The sequence below is a fragment of the Pseudomonas serbica genome (genome assembly GCF_028823535.1).
GTDB lineage: Bacteria > Pseudomonadota > Gammaproteobacteria > Pseudomonadales > Pseudomonadaceae > Aquipseudomonas > Aquipseudomonas serbica.
In genome coordinates this window covers 59,532-79,522 of sequence record NZ_JAQIYM010000002.1, presented here as the reverse complement: position 1 = coordinate 79,522, position 19,991 = coordinate 59,532, and the positions used below count along the sequence as shown (strand labels likewise).

Sequence of the window (19,991 nt, the reverse complement as noted above, 5' to 3'; positions counted from 1 at the left end):
CCGGGGAGCCGAGAGGTATCCTTGGGGCATGCACTCAAAGCCCCTGCATGCAGGGGCTGGAACACAAAAACAATTCGAGTGAACACATGAACATGCCAATTGCCCAAGCCGTGCTGGATCCCGTGCTGGACCCGCTGGAAACCGCCAGCATCGACGAGCTGCGCCAGCATCAGCTGGAACGCCTGCGCTGGAGCCTGAACCACGCCTACAACAATGTGCCGCTGTACCGTCAGCGCTTCGATGCGCTGGGCGTGCACCCGGACGACATCAAGTCCCTCGACGACCTGGCGAAATTCCCCTTCACCACCAAGTCCGACCTGCGCGACAACTACCCCTACGGCATGTTTGCCGTGCCGATGCATGACGTGGTGCGCCTGCACGCGTCCAGCGGCACCACCGGCAAACCGACCGTGGTCGGCTACACCCAGAACGACATCGACACCTGGGCCAACGTGGTGGCGCGCTCGATCCGCGCGGCGGGTGGCCGACGTGGCGACAAGGTGCACATCTCCTACGGCTACGGCCTGTTCACCGGCGGCCTCGGCGCGCACTACGGCGCCGAACGCCTGGGTTGCACGGTGATCCCGATGTCCGGCGGCCAGACCGAAAAACAAGTGCAGTTGATCAAGGATTTCCAGCCGGACATCATCATGGTCACGCCGTCCTACATGCTCAATATCGCCGACGAAATCGAGCGCCAGGGCATCGACCCGCACAAGCTGGCCCTGCGCCTGGGCATCTTCGGCGCCGAGCCATGGACCGCCGAACTGCGCAGCGCCATCGAGGCGCGCATGGGCATCACCGCCCTGGACATCTACGGCCTCTCGGAAATCATGGGCCCGGGCGTAGCAATGGAATGCGCCGAAACCAAGGACGGCCCGACGATCTGGGAAGACCACTTCTACCCGGAAATCATCGACCCGATCACTGGCGAAGTGCTGCCGGACGGGCAAATGGGCGAACTGGTGTTCACCTCCCTGAGCAAAGAAGCCCTGCCGATGATCCGCTACCGCACCCGCGACCTGACGCGCCTGCTGCCAGGCACTGCGCGGCCGATGCGGCGTATCGACAAGATCACCGGGCGCAGCGATGACATGCTGATCATCCGCGGGGTCAACGTGTTCCCGACGCAGATCGAGGAGCAGGTGCTGAAAGTCAAACAACTTGCCGAGTGCTACGAGATCCATCTGTATCGCAATGGCAACCTGGACAGCGTGGATGTACATGTCGAGTTGAAGGCAGAGCATCAGCACCTGAGCGATGAACAGCAGAAGGCGGTTTGTGGGGAGCTGAGCAAGCACATCAAGACGTATATCGGCATCAGTTCGCGGATCGTCTTGCAGCCGTTCCATTCGATCAAGCGTTCCGAGGGCAAGGCTTGCCACGTCATGGACAAACGCCCTAAAGCATGACTGCTGCACCCCTTATGGCCCCGCTTTTGCGGGGCTTTTTTTGGCTTTTTTCATGAAAACAGACACCCCCTCTCTGTAGGAGCTGGCTTGCCAGCGAAGGCATCCGTCCAGTCGATTCATTTGCCGACTGACCCACCGCTTTCGCTGGCAAGCCAGCTCCTACAGGGGAACGGTGCTTCATGAAGGACCGCTCAACCCAAAAGCGATACAAAATTAAATACGACACGTCATTTTCTGTTTGATATAAATTTCTGTATCGCTTATAAAGTTCTCCATGCCTTCAACAGAATCACGGCGGGAGACCCCCCATGTACGCACAGCTCGTAGAAACAGGCGTCAAGCGCATCAAAGACCTCTCGGAGATGTCCGATGAGGAACGCGCCTTCCAGGAGAAAATCGATTCAGAAATCAAGATCGAAGCGAAGAACTGGATGCCAGATGCCTACCGCCAGACCCTGATCCGGCAGATCTCCCAGCACGCCCACTCGGAAATCGTCGGCATGCTCCCGGAAGGCAACTGGGTTACCCGCGCGCCAACGCTCAAACGCAAACTGCAGTTGATGGCCAAGATCCAGGACGAAGCCGGGCACGGCCTGTACCTGTACAGCGCCATGGAAACCCTGGGCGCCGACCGTGATGAAGAAATCGCAAAGCTGCATAGCGGCAAGGCCAAGTACTCGAGCATCTTCAACTACCCGACGCTGAACTGGGCCGACATGGGCGCCGTGGGCTGGCTGGTGGATGGCGCGGCGATCGTCAACCAGGTGGTGCTGCAGCGCACCTCCTATGGCCCCTACTCCCGGGCCATGGTGCGCATCTGCAAGGAAGAGAGCTTCCACCAGCGCCAGGGCTACGAAATCCTCCTGACCATGATGCGTCACGGTACCCAGGCGCAAAAAGACATGGTCCAGGATGCGATCAACCGCCTGTGGTGGCCGTCGCTGATGATGTTCGGCCCGAGTGACGAACACTCACCGAACAGCGCGCAATCCATGGCCTGGAAAATCAAGCGCCAGAGCAATGACGAACTGCGCCAGCGCTTCATCGACCAGACCATCCCGCAGCTGGAACTGCTGGGCTGCACCTGCCCCGACCCGGACCTTGCGTGGAACGCCGAACGCGGCCACTACGACTTCGGCGAAATCCAGTGGAGCGAATTCTACGAAGTGCTCAAGGGCAACGGCCCGTGCAACACCGAGCGCGTCGCCACCCGCCGCAAGGCGATTGAAGACGGTGCCTGGGTTCGTGAAGCCGCCGTCGCCCACGCCCGCAAAAAACAAAACAAGAACGCCGCCTGATTCGGCCACCTGATCTGGAGACACCGCCATGTCCGAATGGACCCTCTTCGAAGTCTTCGTGCGCAGCAAGCACGGCCTCAACCACAAACACGTCGGCAGCGTGCATGCCGCCGACACCACCATGGCTATCGAGAACGCTCGCGAGCTCTATACCCGTCGCAGCGAAGGCGTAAGCCTGTGGGTGGTGCCCTCAAAGCTGATCACCGCCTCCTCCCCGGATGAAAAAGACCCGCTGTTCGATCCGTCGGACGACAAGGTCTACCGCCATGCCAGCTTCTACGAGCTGCCGGCCGAAGTCGGGCACATGTGAGGTCGACCATGAACAACAAGACTGATCTGATCGAATACCTGCTGCGCCTCGGTGACAGCGCCCTGATCCAGGGCCAGCGCCTGTGCCAGTGGTGCGGCAAGGCGCCGGCCCTGGAAGAAGAGCTGGCGCTGATGAACGTCGGCCTCGACCTGGTGGGCCAGGCGCGCAACTGGCTGGACTACGCCGCCGAACTGCTGGACGACGGCCGCGATGCCGATCACCTGGCGTTCCGTCGTGACGAGCGCGCTTATCGCAACCTGTTGCTGGTGGAACAACCCAACGGCGACTTCGCGGTGACCATGCTCAAGCAGTTCCTCTATGACGCCTGGCATCTGCCGGTGCTGCAGGGCCTGAGCCAGTCCAGCGACGAACGCATTGCCGGGATCGCTGCCAAGGCGGTGAAGGAAGTCACCTACCACCTGCGCCGCTCCGGCGAATGGATCGAGCGCATGGGTGACGGCACCGAGGAAAGCCACCAGCGCATGCTCGCGGCCATCCCCGAAGTCTGGCGCTTCACCGTGGAACTGATCGCTGCCGATGACAGCGAACAACGCCTGTGCGAAGCCGGCATCACCCCGGGCATCGCCAGCGTCGCCGCGCAGTGGCAGGCCAAGGTCAACCAGATCTTCACCAGCGCCACCCTGCCCGTGCCGTCCGCGCCGAGCTATTTCTACCTGAATGCGCGCAAGGGCCTGCACAGCGAACACCTGGGCATCCTGCTGGCCGAAATGCAGTTCCTGCCCCGAGCGTACCCCGATGCAACCTGGTGAGCTGATCGCCAGCGACCTCGGCGCCCGGCCGGCTCAACCGTCCGACCTGGCCGCCGCGTGGGCGATCCTGTCCGAAGTCATGGACCCGGAAGTGCCGGTGGTCAGCGTGGTCGACCTCGGCATCGTCCGCGACCTGGACTGGCAGGCGGGTCACTTGCACGTGGTGGTCACGCCGACCTACTCCGGCTGCCCGGCCACCGAAGTGATCGAGGGCGATATCCGCCAGGCCCTGGAACTCGGCGGATTCAAGGCGCCGCAACTGGAGCGCAAATTGACTCCGGCCTGGACCACCGACTGGATCAGCGCCAGCGGCCGCGAACGCCTGCGCGCCTACGGCATCGCACCGCCCGAAGGCAGTACCAGCAAACGCAGCCTGCTCGGTGAGAGCCCGCGGGTCGTCTGCCCGCAATGCGGCAGCGCCGACACCGAGGTGCTCAGCGAATTCGGTTCAACCGCGTGCAAGGCGCTGTATCGCTGCGTCGATTGCCGAGAACCGTTCGACTATTTCAAGTGCATCTGAGCGGCGAATCGGCCGACCCAGCTGGAGAACAATAATGACCAAGTTTCATAGCCTGACCATCAAGGACGTGCGCACCGAGACCCGTGACGCGGTGTCCATCGCCTTCGAGATTCCGCAGCACCTGCAAGACAGCTTTCATTACACCCAGGGCCAACACCTGGTGATGCGCACCCAACTGGACGGCGAAGAAGTGCGCCGCTCCTATTCGATCTGCACCGGGGTCAACGACGGTGAACTGCGGGTCGCCATCAAGCGTGTGGCCGGCGGGCGTTTTTCCGCCTTTGCCAACGAACAGCTCAAGGCCGGACACAGCCTGGAAGTGATGCCGCCCGCCGGGCATTTCAGCGTGGAACTCGACCCCGCTCGCCACGGTAACTACCTGGCCGTCGCGGCCGGCAGCGGCATCACGCCGATCCTGTCGATCATCAAGACCACCCTGCAAACCGAGCCCCATAGCCGCGTCACCCTGCTGTACGGCAACCGCTCCAGCTCCGGCGCACTGTTCCGCGAACAGCTTGAAGACCTGAAAAACCGCTACCTGCAGCGCTTGAACCTGATCTTCGTGTTCAGCCGCGAGCAGCAGGACGTCGACCTGTACAACGGCCGGATCAACGCCGAGAAATGCGAGCAGCTTTTCAGCCGCTGGCTCGACGTCAAGGCCCTCGACGCCGCCTTCATCTGCGGCCCCCAGGAAATGACCGAGACCGTGCGCGACAGCCTCAAGGCCAAGGGCATGCAACCTGGGCGCATCCATTTCGAACTGTTCGCCGCCGCCGGCAGCCAGCAGAAACGTGAAGCCCGCGAGGCGGCGCGCCAGGTGGATGCGGCGGTCAGCCAGATCACCGTGATCAGCGACGGCCGTGCCTTGGCCTTCGACCTGCCGCGCAACAGCCAGAGCATCCTCGACGCCGGCAACGCCCAGGGCGCCGAACTGCCCTACTCGTGCAAGGCCGGCGTGTGCTCGACCTGCAAGTGCAAGGTCATCGAAGGCGAAGTGGAAATGGACAGCAACCACGCCCTGGAAGACTACGAGGTGGCCGCGGGCTATGTGCTGTCGTGCCAGGCCTTCCCGATCAGCGACAAGGTCGTTCTGGATTTCGACCAGCTCTAAAGAGCAACACCCCCCCTGTAGGAGCTGGCTTGCCAGCGAAGAGGCCCTTGAGATCACCGTTTGTTTTCAGGCCGCCTTCGCTGGCAAGCCAGCTCCTACAGGGGGGTCCGGTGATCCACCCGAAAACTCTGTTTCACTCAAAACAAAAACAACAAAGGAGCGCGCGTCATGACACCCCAGGAAATAGAACTCATCCGCCAGCACCCGGATTTCATCCAGCTGGTTCGCCGCAAGCAGAAGCTGTACTGGTCACTGAGCCTGGCCATGCTGGTGATCTATTACGGCTTCGTGCTGCTGGTGGCTTTCTCCCCTTCTACCCTCGGCCAGTCCCTCAGCGGCGGCGTGACCACCGTTGGCATGCTGGTGGGTGTGGTGATCGTGGTACTGGCCTTTGCGCTGACCGGTTTCTATGTCTATCGCGCCAACAACGTGATCGACCCGCTGAATGAAAAACTCAAGCAGGAGTGCGCCCGATGAGCCGCCTTCTCGCGCTGTTCCTGCTGCCGTTGGCGGTGGTCACCGATTTTGCGGTGGCCGCCGACGGCGCTTCGCGACCACTGAACTGGAACGCCATCGGCATGTTCCTGGTGTTCGTGCTGTTCACCCTCGGCGTGACACGCTGGGCTGCCTTGCGCACCCGCTCTGCCAGCGACTTCTACACCGCCGGTGGTGGCATGACCGGCTTCCAGAATGGTCTGGCGATCGCCGGCGACATGATCTCGGCAGCCTCGTTCCTCGGCATTTCCGCGATGATGTTCCTCAATGGCTACGATGGTCTGCTCTACGCACTGGGCGTATTGGCCGGCTGGCCGATCATCCTGTTCCTGATTGCCGAACGCCTGCGCAACCTCGGCAAATACACCTTTGCCGACGTGGTCTCTTACCGCCTGGAGCAAACCCCGGTGCGCCTGACCTCGGCCTTCGGCACCTTGACCGTGGCGCTGATGTACCTGGTGGCGCAGATGGTCGGCGCCGGCAAGCTGATCGAGTTGCTGTTCGGCATCGACTACCTCTACGCCGTCATGCTGGTCGGTGTATTGATGGTATTCTACGTGACCTTCGGCGGCATGCTTGCCACCACCTGGGTGCAGATCATCAAAGCGGTGATGCTGTTGTTCGGCACCAGTTTCATGGCGTTCATGGTGCTCAAGCATTTCGGCTTCAGCACTGAGGCGATGTTTGCCGGCGCCACCGCCGTGCATGCCAAGGGCGACGCGATCATGGCGCCCGGCGGCTTGCTGTCCAATCCGGTCGACGCAATTTCCCTGGGGCTGGGCATGATGTTCGGCACCGCCGGCCTGCCGCACATCCTGATGCGTTTCTTCACCGTCAGCGATGCCAAGGAAGCGCGTAAAAGCGTGTTCTACGCCACCGGTTTCATCGGCTACTTCTACCTGCTGCTGATCATTGTCGGCTTCGGCGCCATCGTCATGGTCGGCACCGATCCTGCGTTCCGTGACGCCAGCGGCGCAATCATCGGCGGCGGCAACATGGTCGCCGTGCACCTGGCCCACGCGGTAGGCGGCAACCTGTTCCTGGGTTTCATCTCGGCGGTCGCCTTCGCCACGATTCTGGCGGTAGTCGCCGGGCTCGCGTTGTCCGGCGCCTCGGCGGTGTCCCATGACCTGTATGCCTGCGTGATGCGCAAGGGGCAGGCCAGCGAGGCGCAGGAAATGCGCGTGTCGCGAATCGCCACCCTGTGCATCGGTGTGCTGGCGATCATCCTCGGCCTGTTGTTCGAATCGCAAAACATCGCCTTCCTGTCCGGTCTGGTACTGGCCATCGCCGCGTCGGTGAATTTCCCGGTGCTGTTCCTTTCGATGTACTGGAAAGGCCTGACCACCCGCGGCGCCGTCATCGGCAGCCTGTCCGGGCTTGTCTCAGCGATTGTCCTGCTGGTGCTCAGCCCGGCGGTGTGGGTCAACGTGATGCATCACGACAAGGCATTGTTCCCCTACTCCAACCCGGCGCTGTTCTCCATGAGCCTGGCGTTCTTCAGTGCATGGCTGTTTTCCGTCACCGACACCTCGCCCCGCGCAGCCCTTGAACGCGGCCGTTATCTGGCGCAGTTCATCCGCTCGATGACCGGTATCGGTGCCTCCGGCGCCAGCAATCACTGACTATTGGCAGGGAATAAAAATAATGAAGCCCGCACGTAACGCATCTTGTGAATCACTGTTTTCGCTCGCCGCCGCATTGAGTCTGCCCCTGTTCGCGCCCAGCGCCATGGCCGACTTCATCGGCGACAGCAAGGCCCGTATTGAAATGCGCAACCTCTACCTCAATCGCGATTTCCGTCAGGACAACGCGCCGCAATCCAAGGCCGAAGAATGGGCCCAGGGGTTCACTGCGCGTGTCGAATCCGGATTCACAAATGGCACCTTCGGTTTTGGCCTCGACGCACTGGGGGAACTGGGGATCAAGCTCGACTCCAGCTCCGATCGCCGTGGCACCGGGCTGCTGCCCTTTGGCCCGCAGAGCCATGAACCCGATGACAACTACAGTGAGCTAGGCCTTACCGGCAAGATGCGGGTGTCCAAAAGCCTTCTGAAACTCGGCACCCTGCAACCCTTGCTGCCGGTGGTGAGCTACAACGACACCCGCCTGCTCAGTTCGACCTTTGAAGGCGGCTTGCTGACCAGCCAGGAAATCGACGGCCTGACGCTCAATGCCGGACGCCTGACCAAGGCCAACCTGCGCGACTCGTCGAGCAACGACGACATCGGCTACGCCGCCGCCAGCAGCGATCACTTCGACTTCGGCGGCGGCAGCTACGCGTTCAGTCCGCAACTGAACCTGAGCTATTACTACGGCAAGCTCGAGCAGATTTACCGCCAGCAATTCGTCGGGCTGGTGCATACCCAGCCCCTGGGCAACGGTTTCAACCTGCGCAGCGACCTGCGTTATTTCGACAGCCGCGGCGACGGCGCGGAAAAGGCCGGACGCATCGACAACCGCAACTTCAACAGCATGTTCACCCTGTCCCAAGGTGCCCACAAGGTCAGCGCCGCCTACCAGCGGCTATCCGGCGACAGCGCCTTTCCGTTCCTCAACGGCGGCGATCCCTACGTGGTCAACCTGGTGACCTTCAACACCTTTACCCGCGCCGAGGAAGATTCCTGGCAGCTGCGCTACGACTATGACTTCGCCGCACAAGGCATTCCCGGCCTGACCTTCATGACCCGCTACACCGATGGTCGCCACGTCAAGGCAGGCACCGTTGACAACGGGCGCGAATGGGAGCGCGACACCGATATCAGCTACGTCATCCAGAGCGGTGTGTTGAAGAACGTCAGCCTGCGCTGGCGCAACGTGACCTTCCGCTCCGGCAATGGCTTGACGACCGCCCTCGATGAGAACCGATTGATCGTCGGTTACACCCTGGCGCTTTGGTAATTCCGCAAGGGGGCGGTTGTGGCCGCGCCCAGACTTTTCACACTCAGGAGCAATCGTGATGTCCTCCTCACCTACACTGCATGCCCCTACCCTGCAGAGTTTCATCGCCGGTCGCTGGATCGGCCAACAAGGCGCACAAGTCCTGCGCAGCGCCCTCGATGGCCATGAAATCTTCCGTACCCACGAAGAGCGCCCGGACTTTGCCGAAGCCATCGAGCACGGTCGTCGCCAAGGCGTCAGCGGCCTGATGGCGCTGGACTTCCAGCAACGCGCCCAGCGCCTCAAGGCCCTGGCCTTGTACCTGAGCGAACGCAAGGAACAGCTCTACGCGATTTCCCACCACAGCGGCGCGACCCGTGCCGACAGCTGGATCGACATCGAGGGCGGCAACAGCACCCTGTTCACCTACGCCAGCCTCGGCGCCCGTGAATTGCCGTCGGGTAACGTCGTCCACGAAGGCCCGGCGCTGCAACTGAGCAAAATGGGCACCTTCGCCGGCACCCACATCCTGGTGCCGCGCGGCGGCGTGGCGGTGCACATCAATGCCTTCAACTTCCCGATCTGGGGCATGCTAGAAAAATTCGCCCCGAGCTTCCTCGCCGGCATGCCATGCATCGTCAAACCGGCCAGCGCCACCAGCTACCTGACTGAAGCCGTGGTACGCCTGATGGACGAGTCCGGCCTTCTCCCGGCGGGCAGCCTGCAACTGATCATCGGCGGCACCGGCGACCTGCTCGACCGCCTGCAAGGCCAGGACGTGGTGACCTTCACCGGTTCCGCCGACACCGCGGCCAAGCTGCGGGTCAACCCGAACCTGATCCGCAATTCAGTGCCGTTCACCGCCGAAGCCGACTCGCTGAACTGTGCGATCCTCGCCCCGGACGTCACCCCGGACGATGAAGAATTCGAGTTGTTCATCAAGGAAGTCGCCCGGGAAATGACCACCAAGGCCGGGCAGAAATGCACCGCCATCCGGCGCGCCATCGTCCCGGCCAAGCACATCGACGCCGTGGCTACCCGCTTGCGTGATCGCCTGGCCAAAGTGGTTGTTGGCGATCCTTCCGTGGAAGGCGTGCGCATGGGTGCACTGGCTTCCCACGACCAGCAGAAAGACGTGGCCGAACGCCTGGAAGCCCTGTTGCAGAGCAGCGACATGCTGTTCGGCGCCCGCGACGGCTTCGAACCCCGTGGTGAAAATGTCGACAAGGGCGCGTTCTTCGCCCCGACCCTGTTGCAAGCCCGCGATCCGCACGCCGAGGGCGGTGCCCATGACATCGAGGCGTTCGGCCCGGTCAGCACCCTGATGGCCTACGACGATCTGGATGAAGCCCTGGCCTTGGCCGCGCGCGGCAAAGGCAGCCTGGTGGCCAGCCTGGTGACCAAGGACCCGCAAATCGCCGCCAAAGCCATTCCGGTCGCGGCAGCCTTGCACGGGCGTTTGCTGGTACTGGATCGCCACTGCGCCGGCGAATCCACCGGCCACGGCTCGCCGCTGCCACAACTCAAGCACGGTGGCCCGGGTCGTGCCGGCGGCGGTGAAGAACTCGGCGGCCTGCGTGCGGTGAAACACTACCTGCAACGCGCAGCGGTGCAGGGTTCGCCGACCATGCTGGCAGCGGTCACCGGCGAATACGTGCGCGGGGCCAAGGTCATCGAAACCGAGGTGCACCCGTTCCGTCGCCACTTCCAGGACCTGCAGATCGGCGAATCGCTGCTGACCCACCGTCGCACCGTCACCGAGGCGGACCTGGTGAACTTCGGCTGCCTGTCGGGCGACCACTTCTACATGCACTTCGATGACATCGCGGCCAAGGAATCGCAGTTCGGCAAACGCATCGCCCACGGTTACTTCGTGCTGTCGGCGGCGGCCGGGCTGTTCGTATCCCCTGGCGTCGGCCCGGTCCTGGCCAACTACGGCCTGGACACCCTGCGCTTCATCAACCCGGTGGGCATCGGCGACACCATCCAGGCGCGCCTGACCTGCAAACGCAAGATCGACCAGGGCAAGAAGAGCCCGCAGGGCATCCCGCAAGGGGTGGTGGCGTGGGATGTGGAAGTCACCAACCAGCTGGGTGAGCTGGTGGCCAGCTATGACATTCTGACGCTGGTAGTCAAACGCGAGGATTGATCAACGATCAAGGTTGACCACAGATTTTGTGGTCAACCAAAAACAAATGTGGGAGCGGGCTTGCTCGCGAAAGCGGTGTGCCAGTTAACGATATTGTCGACTGACACACCGCTTCGCGAGCAAGCCCGCTCCCACAGTTGGTTTTGTGTTTGACCGCCATTCTCAGTGCCCGCGCAACCACTCGATAAACAACGCAAACAACTCAGACTGCGACCCCACCTCCAGCTTCAAATACAGATTCTTGCGATGCATGCGCACGGTTTCCGGGGAGATGTTCATCTGGCTGGCCGTGGATTTCACCGAATGCCCCCTGAGCACCATGTGCGCCACTTCCCGCTCGCGTTCGGTGAGCAGGCCACTACCGAAATGCTCGAACGCCGATTGCACCCGATGCTTGAGATCGTCGCGCAGGCCTTGATCGTCATTGCCCTGGATCTCGCTACTGCGCTGCAGGCCACGCCGGCTGAATTCGCCGATGAATTCGCGCACCAGCGGCTCGACGGCGCGCAGCAGGTTCAACTGTTCGACGCCCAGGCAATCGCCGCCGAAACCCTGGAAGAGGCTCACGGAAATTTTCGTGTCATTGCCCGTATCGACAATGTAGTAGCTGTCTTCCGAACAGTTGGCCTTCAGGTAATAGGTCTTGTAATAGTCACTGTCGAAGAAGTTGTCCGGCGCAATGTCTTCCAAGTGATAGAAGCCCTGCGCCAGGCCCTGCTCCACCGCCAGGCAGAACGGATCAAGCAGATAGCCACCGGCGAAATAGCGCTCGAGAATCGACACCTGGTACTCCTGGGCAATGCCGCGCTGATGCAGCAACTGCGGCGCGCGGTCCTTGCGCTCCAGGCTGATCATCACCGATTCGATGGACACCAGTTGCCCCAACGCCGAGACCAGGTATTGCAGTGCGTCAGGCTCATCGACATGGGCGAATGCCTCGCGCATGCCCCCATGCCATCTATGCAATGCCCCGAAAGGCACCGCGATCAGCGTATCGTCGTTTGGTCTGCTCATGCCCCGCAGTCTAGCGGCTGAACAACCCCTTGGTAACAGCCTGGCAGACGAAATCATTGGCCGGTGTACTGTCCGCTCGCCTCAAGCTCGGCTGCCACTTCGAGAATGCACAGGCGCAGGATCTCGACAATCTCATCGACCTGGGCATAGGTCAGGATCAGCGGCGGCGACATCACGTTCAGGTGCATGATCGGCCGCACCAACAGGCCCCGGGCCTGGGCGCGCACATGGATTTTCTCGCCGATGTTGATCTCCTCGGCGAACAGCGCCTTGGTGCGTTTGTCGGCGACGAACTCCACGCACGCCATCAGTTTCAGGCAGCGCACATCACCCACCAGGGGCAGATCGCGCAAGGTGGCCAGGCGCTGCTCGAGGTAGCCACCGACATCGTCGACGTGGGCCAGCAGGTTTTCCCGTTCGATGATCTCGATGTTTTTCAGCGCCGCCGTGCAGCACACCGGATGGCCGCTGTAGGTGAAACCGTGGGTGAAGCAACGGCCCTTGCCCGGCTCGGCGATGACCTTCCAGATGCGGTCGGAAAAGATGCATGCCCCCAGCGGCAGGTACGCCGAGGTCAAGCCCTTGGCGGTGGTGATGATGTCGGGTTGCACGTCGAACACATCGAGGGAGGCGAAAAACTTGCCCAGGCGCCCGAACGACGTCACCACCTCGTCGGCGACAAAGAGAATGTCGTAGCGCTGGCAAACTTCCCACATGCGCTTGAGGTAACCCTTCGGCGGAATAATCACCCCGCCCGAGCCCATCACCGGCTCGGCGAAGAAGCCCGCGACCTTGTCTGCGCCGATCGAGTGGATCTTGTCTTCGAACTCCTTGACCAGGAATTCGAGGAACTGCGCCTCGTCCATGCCCTCCGGCGCGCGGTAAGGATTGGGGTTGGACACGTGGTGGATCAGCGGGTTGGCGTAATCGAACTCGGGCACCCGGTCGGCGGCCTTGTTGCCGATCGACATGGTCAGGGTGGTGGAGCCGTGGTACGCGTTGAAACGGGCGATGACGTGCTTCTTTTCAGGCAGGCCGCGGCAGTTCTGGTAGTACTGGATCAGTCGATACGCGGTGTCCACGGCGGTGGAGCCACCGGTGGTCAGGAACACGTGGTCGAGGTCACCGGGGGCCAGGCTGGCGAGTTTTTCGCACAGCTCGATGGCGACGTTATTGGACATGTCGGAAAACGGGTTGGAATAGGCCAGTTGGCGCACCTGATCGGCGATGGCCTCGGCCATTTCCTCGCGACCCAGGCCGATGTTGGTGCACCACATGCCGCCCACGGCGTCGAGAAAGCGGTTGCCCTGGGTGTCGTAGATATAGGCGCCGTCTCCGGCGACGATGTTCAGGGAACCTTGTTCGGCGTGTTCGTCGAACACGTGATAGCCGTGCATATGATGGGCCTTGTCGGCCTTGACCAGCCGGGACTCGTCCGCTGGGGAGAAAACGCTGCGTGTTGGCGTCGCCATGAATAAAAACCTCTAACCGGTTTGACTAACGATCGAATGAATCAGATGCCGCTTTTCACCGTGCTCCAGACCCGGGTCATGGCCCGCATGTCCTTGGCGTCCTGGGTCTTCTGCGGGAACAGGCGCTCGCGGGTGGCTTCATCGGGGTAGATCGCCGGGTTGTTGCGCACATCGGCGTTCAACAACGGCGTGGCCGCCGCGTTGCTGTTGGCGTAATGGATGTAGTCAGTGACGTCCGCCATCACCTGCGGCTGCAACAGGTATTCAAGGAACTTGTGCGCATTGGCGACATGGGGCGCATCGGCCGGGATGTACATGTTGTCGAACCAGATCAACGAGCCTTCCTTGGGAATGAAATAGGACAGGTTGATGTTCAACTTGGCTTCTTCGGCGCGGGCCATGGCCGTCGCGTAGTCGCCCGACCAGGTCATGGCCATGCACACGTCGCCGTTGGGCAGGCTGGTCAGGTAATTGACCGAGTCGAATTTGCGGATGTACGGGCGCACCGACAGCAGCAGCTCCTGCGCTGCCTTCAAATCTTCAGGCTTGGCGCTGCGTGGATCGCGGCCCAGGTATTTGAGGGCCAGGGGGATGACTTCGGTGGGCGCATCGACCAGGGTCACGCCACAGTCGGCGAAGCGCGAGACAATCTTCGGATCGAAAATCATCGCCAGCGAGCCGATTGGCGCATCCGGCATGCGCTCCTTGATCTTGTCGACGTTGTAGGTGATGCCGTTGCTGCCCCAGGTATAGGGCGCCGAGTAAGTCGGGCCCGGGTCGAATCCTTGCAGGTCGTGCAAGACTTTGGGGTCCAGGTTGCTCCAGCCCGGCAGCAGTTTCTTGTCCAGTGGCTGGAACACCTTGGCCTGGATCAGCGGCGGCGCGAGGGACGCATTGAGCACGATCAGGTCGTAGCCGGAGTGGCCGGTGAGCAACTTGGCCTGCACCGTTTCATAGGCGTCGAAGGTGTCGTAGATGACCTTGATGCCGGTGGCCTTTTCGAAATCGGCCAGGGTCTTCTCACCGATGTAGTCCGCCCAGTTATAGAGCCGCAGCGTATTGCTGTCGTTCACCTCGCCGGCGTGGGCACTCAGGGTCAGGGGTATAACAAACAGACTGGAAATCACCTTAAGCAGGGTCTTGCCCATAGCAAATGCACCTTATCAAGCGAGTTCGGCTCTGGATGAGCGGATGAACCTACTATTGGTGGATTCGCCGGACGGCACCATACCCCGAATGGGTGTGTAGCCGTTTCGACGGTGCGATATGGCAAAAAGCATCAGGTCGGTTGACCCGTTTTGTCATAGCAGTTGGGCTAACCTGACGCTTAAAGTGGCCGTCGAACCGACTCTGCAAGAGCCAGCAATGACCGACCTGATCAAACAAGAGCATCGCGATGGCGTGCTGACGCTGACCATCGATCGCCCCGACAAGCTCAACGCACTGACCAACGGCATGTACACGCGCTTGGCCGACCTGCTGTTTGCGGCTGAGGAGAATGACGAAATCCGCGTGGTCATCGTGACCGGTGGCCCTAACTGCTTTACCAGTGGCAACGACCTGGTGGACTTCCTGCAAGAGCCGCCGACGCATTTGGACAGCCCGGCTTTCCGCCTGATGCGCGCCGTAACTCACCTGCAGAAGCCGTTGATTGCGGCGGTGTGCGGGGCGGCCATCGGCATCGGCACCACCCTGCTGCTGCATTGCGACCAGGTGCTGGTGACGCGCAACGCCAAGCTACGCACGCCGTTCGTCAACCTGGGCCTGTGTCCCGAGTTCGGCGCCAGCCTGCTGTTGCCACGCCGGCTGGGCCATGCCCGCGCCGCGAGTTTGCTACTGCTGGGCGACAGCCTTGATGGCAGCGAGGCTGTCGCCTGGGGCCTGGCCAACGCCGCCTTCGATGACGGCGAGCAATGCCTGGCCGCGGCGGCGAAGATCGCCCAGCGCTTTCTGGCGATGCCCGCGCAAGCTCTGCGCCAGTCCCGGCAATTGATGACACAGGCCGGCATGGCCGAACTGCAAGCCACCCTGCGCGAAGAAAACCTGCTGTTCATCCAGCGCCTCAACAGCATCGAGGCGAAAACGGCCTTGAACGCCCTGCTCAATCGCAGTACAGATAAGAATCCACCGAAAGGAACACAGCCATGAACACCCCGGAAATCTACGTCGTCAGCGCCGCCCGTACCGCCATTGGCACCTTCGGCGGATCCCTCAAGGACGTGCCACCGGCCGAGCTCGCGGCCACCGCCGTGAAAGCCGCCCTGGAACGGGCCGCTGTAGACCCGGCGCTCGTCGGTCACCTGGTGATGGGCCACGTGATCCCGACCGAAACCCGCGACGCCTACATCTCCCGGGTTGCCGCGATGAACGCCGGCATTCCGAAAGAAACCCCGGCCTACAACGTCAACCGCCTCTGCGGCTCAGGCCTGCAAGCCATCGTCAGCGCAGCGCAGACCCTGATGCTGGGCGATGCCGACATCGCCATCGGCGCCGGTGCCGAGTCCATGAGCCGCGGGCCGTACCTGCTGCCATCCGCCCGTTGGGGCGCCCGCATGGGCAACGTCCAGGCCGTCGACTACATGCTGGGTATCCTGCATGACCCGTTCCACAACATTCACATGGGTATCACCGCCGAGAACGTCGCCGAGCGTAACGGCATCACCCGTGAAATGCAGGATGCCCTGGCGCTGGAAGACCAGAAGCGCGCAGCCCATGCGATTGCCAATGGCTACTTCACCGAGCAGATCGCGACCGTAGAGATTGCGGATCGCAAGGGCACTAAACTGTTCAGCGTCGACGAGCACCCACGCGCCACCTCCCTGGAACAGCTGGCGGCGATGAAGCCAGCGTTCAAGAAGGACGGCTCGGTCACCGCCGGCAACGCCTCCGGCCTGAACGACGGAGCGGCCGCCCTGGTCATGGCCACCGGCGCTGCCGTACAGGTCAACAACCTGCACCCACTCGCCCGCCTGGTCAGCTACGCCCATGCCGGCGTCGAACCAACACTGATGGGCCTGGGCCCAATCCCGGCCACCCGCCTGGCACTCAAGCGTGCCGGCCTGACCGTCGCTGACATGGACGTGATCGAAGCCAACATCGCTTTCGCGGCGCAAGCCTGTGCAGTCAGCCAGGAACTGGATCTGGACCCGGCCAAGGTCAACCCGAACGGCTCGGGCATCGCCCTGGGTCACCCGGTCGGCGCGACCGGCGCCATTATCGCCACCAAGGCCATCCACGAACTGCACCGCACCGGCGGCCGTTACGCGCTGGTGACCATGTGCATCGGCGGCGGCCAGGGCATCGCGGCGATCTTCGAACGCGCCTGATCCCGCTACACCTGTAGGAGTTGCCGAAGGCTGCGATCTTTTGATCTTAGATCGCAGCCTTCAGCAGTTCCTACCGTGCACCCGTCAACGTTGATGCTTGTCAACAAATGACACATTCGGAAAACGGCGACAATCATCTCGGAAACTTCCCACAGCCAGAATCTGATCTTCCCGGTAGGGTCAATGCCCGAATACACATTGATCCCCTCCAAGGAAGAAAAGAGCATGACTAAAAAGGCAGTTATCGTTTTCAGTGGCGGGCAAGACTCAACAACCTGCTTGATCCATGCGCTACCGCTCTACGATGAAATCCACTGTATTACCTTCGATTATGGTCAGCGCCATCTCGCGGAAATTGAAGTCGCGCAAAAACTTGCCAAACAGCTTGGTGTGAAAGTGCACAAGGTGTTAGACGTTTCATTGCTTAATCAGCTCGCTATCAGCAGCCTGACGCGCGACAACATCCCGCTACCAAGCACAAGTAACGCAGGAGACAATCTGCCGAGCACCTTCGTACCCGGTAGAAATATTCTGTTCTTAACCTTGGCGGCTATTTACGCCTATCAAGTGCAAGCCCGTACCGTGATCACCGGCGTTTGTGAAACAGACTACTCCGGCTACCCTGACTGCCGGCATGAGTTCGTCAAGGCACTGAACAACGCCATCGCGCTGGGAATGGAATACAAACTACAGTTTGAAACCCCGTTGATGTGGTTAACCAAGGCGGAAACCTGGGCGCTGGCCGACCACCATAACAAACTGGACGTTGTCCGAGACCACACGCTGACTTGTTATAATGGAATCAAAGGCTTCGGCTGCAGCAACTGCGCTGCTTGCACGCTTCGTGCTACAGGGTTACACAATTTTTTGGAAAACAAGCTGGAAACCATGAAAACCCTTAAGAGCAAAATCAATTTGAAATATTGATTTTGTGGGAAGGGTATAAACTCCAGACAATCAGTTTATACCCCATCACTCATGCCACCTGAGCTCCAGCCACATACTTCCTGAATAACGATCTCGCACCATAAGCAGGCAACACATTAAATACAGCAAAGCACAGCTTGATGGCTATCTGAACATAAACTATATTTAAAATATCACTATTATCCATGGCACCGTAGAATGCAATAAAGCAAAAAATAAAACTGTCAATTATCACCGCAAAAAAGGTACTGAAGAACACCCGCAAAAATAGAAACCTTGAGCTAGTAAGCTTTTTTATTTTACAGAGCAAATATGAGTTCACATACTCAGAAAAGAGAAAAGACACAGACGACGCTAACAACGCAGATGAGACATGACTGATAACCTCGCTGTATGACTCATCAAGCTTCCAGGTAGGCAAACCAGGAAGGTGCCCCGTGACAGTTAGTAGCACCAGAATAAAAGCATTGCTCGCAAAGGCGAAGAGTATTGCCCTCCTTGCGAGCCTAAGCCCATATGACTCATTCAAAAGATCAACTATTAAAAACGTCAACGGATACAGAAAAACCCCCGGCGTAACGACAACCTCGAAGTACTCCAGATAAACAAGCTTAGCCGCAGAAACATTGGTAAAAATATAAATAGCAAATAACGCAAGATTGAGAGCAACATAGGTCATCCAAGACCTTTCATGCCGATCGCTTATTTCATATGCAGTCAACGCCTGTCCGCCCGAGTAAAACTTCCTGTAAACATCCTTCACTTCAATTTTATTAAAATCATCCATGACCTCGCTTTTCATCAGGTCTCCGAGTTTTATTTTAACAACCTTCCCTGTTGAAACGACCATGACAACAGCAAGGTTATTACTTTTTTCAAACCCAAGCAGCCTATACCTGCTATTCGCCATGTCTTCAACCATTAAACCTTTCCTCTATTATTTCCCCTATAACACCAATCGCATCAGAGTCTAAAAGTGGCGCACTGGTGACAAACAGCTTTTTTGTTGACTTGTCATAGACGAGCTTTTCCTTATCACCACAAGACAATCCTTTTTTTACTATTAGAAGATCTCCGGATTCGTTCACACCGTGAATCTCCTTCTCCAAGAGCACAGCAATCAGATTGCAAGCCGTGCCAAAATAATAAGTGAGAGGATGAGTCGCAGCCAGCTCGCCGACTCGCTTGTCGAGGCTTTTAAACAGCAGGCTTTCCTTAATGATTGGGACTGCAGCTGGATTCATGTTTCCCTGCAGAGAGATACTGCTTTCTATCGTTTCTTTCTCTTCAAAATCAACAGTTTCTATTTCCTTGTAAGACACACCGAAAAAATCAGAAATCTTACGAATCGTGGACTGTTGAACATTGACAACTTTTCCTTCCAGAATGTTGTAAATCGTCGTCCTGGTCAAACCACTTGAATTGCACAACGACAACCGTGTCTCTCCGCGACTCTTGATCAGATACTTAATATTCCTCTTCAATTTTTCTGTTTTTTCTTTCTTGTACATTTAATAGCTACCACCTCAATAAACTATAAAAATAACCACACAGATGTCTTTGTATGAAACCGGATTACTGCACCTACCCTTTGGGCAAAAAAGCAATACTGCAACCACGACTTTCATCCGTCAAACTATGTTTCATATCATCTTGTTCAGCGTCGTTTCCTACATACCTACCCCACATGCATCGAGGACATTTCTTACAGAGACCAGAATGACTCTAGCGAACAAACCTACAGAAACAAGAAAGCAACAATAAACACAACCAAACATGAATCATTTAATTACATAGATGTTCATTTTTTTGATTAATTAGTTTGAATTTTCTGGTAATAAATCTAGCGGCCCGCCAACTAAAGCATTGCCGCTAATCAATTTTGACTGGCGGAATGGGACTGGCTCTTCAACCTTGCATGGAGCTCCAATATGAAAAAGAACGCCCCCAACTCCCCGGCCCCATCAACCTCCGAGGCTGTCGATATATCCAGGCTCTGCGAAGTCACCGAACCTCTTGTCAGCGCGCGCCTGCGTAATCCGAATCGCCCCGACCCTGTCAGCCATGTGTTCACCATCATTCCGAACGTCGACACCGAGTCCTTGCTCTGTCACGCCTGCGAAACCCTCGCGTCCCTGAATGTCATGGCCACCGACCTTGCGTGTGAAGTGGAAGGTTCGCGCCGCAATGTCATGTTGGCGATTCAACAGCTGGCCGTGCTGGGTGAGCTGTTGGTCAATCGAGCGCTGGACAACCTCGACCCGCCGGGCGGTTTTCCCGAGGCCGCGCCAAACAAATAGCTTCGCG

At 59.4% G+C, this 19,991-nt stretch carries 19 protein-coding genes; 14 read left to right on the top strand and 5 right to left on the bottom strand.

What is annotated here, in order from left to right; genetic code table 11:
* Window positions 1-86 precede the first annotated feature (86 nt).
* The 10 genes from paaK to paaZ all read left to right on the top strand — a co-directional run bounded on the left by paaK (window position 87) and on the right by paaZ (window position 10,945).
* A complete protein-coding gene (gene paaK, locus NQL71_RS03040) occupies window positions 87-1,412 on the top strand; it encodes a phenylacetate--CoA ligase PaaK (RefSeq protein WP_046817904.1) in 1,326 nt (441 codons plus the stop codon).
* Between the two features lie 308 nt (window positions 1,413-1,720).
* A complete protein-coding gene (gene paaA, locus NQL71_RS03035) occupies window positions 1,721-2,710 on the top strand; it encodes a 1,2-phenylacetyl-CoA epoxidase subunit PaaA (protein ID WP_077186275.1) in 990 nt (329 codons plus the stop codon).
* Window positions 2,711-2,738: 28 nt separating this feature from the next.
* Window positions 2,739-3,020, top strand: coding sequence for a 1,2-phenylacetyl-CoA epoxidase subunit PaaB (gene paaB, locus NQL71_RS03030; protein WP_020795551.1), 282 nt, complete (start codon window positions 2,739-2,741; stop codon window positions 3,018-3,020).
* Window positions 3,021-3,028: 8 nt separating this feature from the next.
* Window positions 3,029-3,790, top strand: a complete 762-nt coding sequence (paaC, locus tag NQL71_RS03025) for a 1,2-phenylacetyl-CoA epoxidase subunit PaaC (RefSeq protein ID WP_046817849.1) — start codon at window positions 3,029-3,031, stop codon at window positions 3,788-3,790.
* Window positions 3,777-4,310 carry a 1,2-phenylacetyl-CoA epoxidase subunit PaaD gene (paaD, locus tag NQL71_RS03020; protein WP_274642255.1) on the top strand — a complete coding sequence of 178 codons (534 nt, stop codon included), beginning with the start codon at window positions 3,777-3,779 and terminating at the stop codon, window positions 4,308-4,310. The genes paaC and paaD overlap by 14 nt, the downstream gene beginning before the upstream one ends.
* 34 nt (window positions 4,311-4,344) lie before the next feature.
* The gene (gene paaE, locus NQL71_RS03015) at window positions 4,345-5,421 is read left to right on the top strand and encodes a 1,2-phenylacetyl-CoA epoxidase subunit PaaE (protein WP_166619314.1); all 1,077 of its coding nucleotides are present in this window, start codon (window positions 4,345-4,347) and stop codon (window positions 5,419-5,421) included.
* 168 nt (window positions 5,422-5,589) lie between these two features.
* Window positions 5,590-5,898, top strand: a complete 309-nt coding sequence (locus NQL71_RS03010) for a DUF485 domain-containing protein (protein WP_046817846.1) — start codon at window positions 5,590-5,592, stop codon at window positions 5,896-5,898.
* Window positions 5,895-7,541 carry a cation acetate symporter gene (locus NQL71_RS03005; protein ID WP_077186271.1) on the top strand — a complete coding sequence of 549 codons (1,647 nt, stop codon included), beginning with the start codon at window positions 5,895-5,897 and terminating at the stop codon, window positions 7,539-7,541. Before NQL71_RS03010 ends, NQL71_RS03005 begins: the two co-directional genes overlap by 4 nt.
* 22 nt (window positions 7,542-7,563) lie before the next feature.
* Window positions 7,564-8,817: an OprD family porin gene (locus NQL71_RS03000; RefSeq protein ID WP_274642254.1), complete on the top strand. Its 1,254-nt coding sequence runs from the start codon at window positions 7,564-7,566 to the stop codon at window positions 8,815-8,817.
* A 58-nt stretch (window positions 8,818-8,875) separates the two neighbouring features.
* Window positions 8,876-10,945, top strand: coding sequence for a phenylacetic acid degradation bifunctional protein PaaZ (gene paaZ / locus NQL71_RS02995; protein ID WP_077186269.1), 2,070 nt, complete (start codon window positions 8,876-8,878; stop codon window positions 10,943-10,945).
* A gap of 162 nt (window positions 10,946-11,107) precedes the next feature.
* On the opposite strand, the gene NQL71_RS02990 is transcribed toward paaZ, so the two are convergent.
* Genes NQL71_RS02990 through NQL71_RS02980 form a run of 3 tightly spaced genes read right to left on the bottom strand, consistent with a single transcriptional unit; the run spans window position 11,108 to window position 14,579 of the window.
* Window positions 11,108-12,016 carry a LuxR C-terminal-related transcriptional regulator gene (locus NQL71_RS02990; RefSeq protein ID WP_077186268.1) on the bottom strand — a complete coding sequence of 303 codons (909 nt, stop codon included), beginning with the start codon at window positions 12,014-12,016 and terminating at the stop codon, window positions 11,108-11,110.
* The gene (locus NQL71_RS02985; protein ID WP_046817841.1) at window positions 12,013-13,431 is read right to left on the bottom strand and encodes an aminotransferase; all 1,419 of its coding nucleotides are present in this window, start codon (window positions 13,429-13,431) and stop codon (window positions 12,013-12,015) included. The genes NQL71_RS02990 and NQL71_RS02985 overlap by 4 nt, the downstream gene beginning before the upstream one ends.
* Window positions 13,432-13,472: 41 nt before the next feature.
* Window positions 13,473-14,579, bottom strand: a complete 1,107-nt coding sequence (locus NQL71_RS02980) for a polyamine ABC transporter substrate-binding protein (RefSeq protein ID WP_166619312.1) — start codon at window positions 14,577-14,579, stop codon at window positions 13,473-13,475.
* Window positions 14,580-14,796: 217 nt separating this feature from the next.
* Here NQL71_RS02980 and NQL71_RS02975 point away from each other — a divergent pair, with 217 nt between their 5' ends.
* The 3 genes from NQL71_RS02975 (at window position 14,797) to queC (ending at window position 17,684) form a co-directional block, all read left to right on the top strand.
* On the top strand, window positions 14,797-15,579 hold the full coding sequence (locus tag NQL71_RS02975; RefSeq protein ID WP_046817839.1) for an enoyl-CoA hydratase-related protein: 783 nt from the start codon (window positions 14,797-14,799) through the stop codon (window positions 15,577-15,579).
* Window positions 15,576-16,757 carry an acetyl-CoA C-acyltransferase family protein gene (locus NQL71_RS02970; RefSeq protein ID WP_274642253.1) on the top strand — a complete coding sequence of 394 codons (1,182 nt, stop codon included), beginning with the start codon at window positions 15,576-15,578 and terminating at the stop codon, window positions 16,755-16,757. The genes NQL71_RS02975 and NQL71_RS02970 overlap by 4 nt, the downstream gene beginning before the upstream one ends.
* 225 nt (window positions 16,758-16,982) lie before the next feature.
* Window positions 16,983-17,684 carry a 7-cyano-7-deazaguanine synthase QueC gene (queC, locus tag NQL71_RS02965; RefSeq protein WP_248688007.1) on the top strand — a complete coding sequence of 234 codons (702 nt, stop codon included), beginning with the start codon at window positions 16,983-16,985 and terminating at the stop codon, window positions 17,682-17,684.
* A gap of 49 nt (window positions 17,685-17,733) precedes the next feature.
* Here the strand turns inward: queC and NQL71_RS02960 are convergent, their stop codons facing one another.
* Complete coding sequence (locus NQL71_RS02960) at window positions 17,734-18,606, bottom strand: queuosine precursor transporter (RefSeq protein ID WP_274642252.1); 873 nt, start codon at window positions 18,604-18,606, stop codon at window positions 17,734-17,736.
* Window positions 18,599-19,195 (bottom strand): helix-turn-helix domain-containing protein, encoded by a 597-nt coding sequence (locus NQL71_RS02955; RefSeq protein WP_046817834.1) that lies wholly within the window; start codon window positions 19,193-19,195, stop codon window positions 18,599-18,601. Before NQL71_RS02955 ends, NQL71_RS02960 begins: the two co-directional genes overlap by 8 nt.
* A gap of 420 nt (window positions 19,196-19,615) precedes the next feature.
* Here NQL71_RS02955 and NQL71_RS02950 point away from each other — a divergent pair, with 420 nt between their 5' ends.
* Window positions 19,616-19,984, top strand: coding sequence for a DUF6124 family protein (locus tag NQL71_RS02950; RefSeq protein ID WP_046817833.1), 369 nt, complete (start codon window positions 19,616-19,618; stop codon window positions 19,982-19,984).
* Window positions 19,985-19,991: the final 7 nt, after the last annotated feature.

Bases quoted from the DNA above. Each gene is read 5' to 3' on its own strand.
- NQL71_RS03010 (WP_046817846.1), top strand. From the start codon at position 5,590: ATGACACCCCAGGAAATAGAACTCATCCGCCAGCACCCGGATTTCATC.
- NQL71_RS02980 (WP_166619312.1), bottom strand. From the start codon at position 14,579: ATGGGCAAGACCCTGCTTAAGGTGATTTCCAGTCTGTTTGTTATACCC.
- NQL71_RS02985 (WP_046817841.1), bottom strand. From the start codon at position 13,431: ATGGCGACGCCAACACGCAGCGTTTTCTCCCCAGCGGACGAGTCCCGG.
- paaC (WP_046817849.1), top strand. From the start codon at position 3,029: ATGAACAACAAGACTGATCTGATCGAATACCTGCTGCGCCTCGGTGAC.
- paaZ (WP_077186269.1), top strand. From the start codon at position 8,876: ATGTCCTCCTCACCTACACTGCATGCCCCTACCCTGCAGAGTTTCATC.
- NQL71_RS03000 (WP_274642254.1), top strand. From the start codon at position 7,564: ATGAAGCCCGCACGTAACGCATCTTGTGAATCACTGTTTTCGCTCGCC.
- paaE (WP_166619314.1), top strand. From the start codon at position 4,345: ATGACCAAGTTTCATAGCCTGACCATCAAGGACGTGCGCACCGAGACC.
- NQL71_RS02960 (WP_274642252.1), bottom strand. From the start codon at position 18,606: ATGGTTGAAGACATGGCGAATAGCAGGTATAGGCTGCTTGGGTTTGAA.
- paaA (WP_077186275.1), top strand. From the start codon at position 1,721: ATGTACGCACAGCTCGTAGAAACAGGCGTCAAGCGCATCAAAGACCTC.
- paaK (WP_046817904.1), top strand. From the start codon at position 87: ATGAACATGCCAATTGCCCAAGCCGTGCTGGATCCCGTGCTGGACCCG.
- NQL71_RS03005 (WP_077186271.1), top strand. From the start codon at position 5,895: ATGAGCCGCCTTCTCGCGCTGTTCCTGCTGCCGTTGGCGGTGGTCACC.
- NQL71_RS02950 (WP_046817833.1), top strand. From the start codon at position 19,616: ATGAAAAAGAACGCCCCCAACTCCCCGGCCCCATCAACCTCCGAGGCT.
- NQL71_RS02975 (WP_046817839.1), top strand. From the start codon at position 14,797: ATGACCGACCTGATCAAACAAGAGCATCGCGATGGCGTGCTGACGCTG.
- paaD (WP_274642255.1), top strand. From the start codon at position 3,777: ATGCAACCTGGTGAGCTGATCGCCAGCGACCTCGGCGCCCGGCCGGCT.
- NQL71_RS02955 (WP_046817834.1), bottom strand. From the start codon at position 19,195: ATGTACAAGAAAGAAAAAACAGAAAAATTGAAGAGGAATATTAAGTAT.
- paaB (WP_020795551.1), top strand. From the start codon at position 2,739: ATGTCCGAATGGACCCTCTTCGAAGTCTTCGTGCGCAGCAAGCACGGC.
- NQL71_RS02990 (WP_077186268.1), bottom strand. From the start codon at position 12,016: ATGATTTCGTCTGCCAGGCTGTTACCAAGGGGTTGTTCAGCCGCTAGA.
- queC (WP_248688007.1), top strand. From the start codon at position 16,983: ATGACTAAAAAGGCAGTTATCGTTTTCAGTGGCGGGCAAGACTCAACA.
- NQL71_RS02970 (WP_274642253.1), top strand. From the start codon at position 15,576: ATGAACACCCCGGAAATCTACGTCGTCAGCGCCGCCCGTACCGCCATT.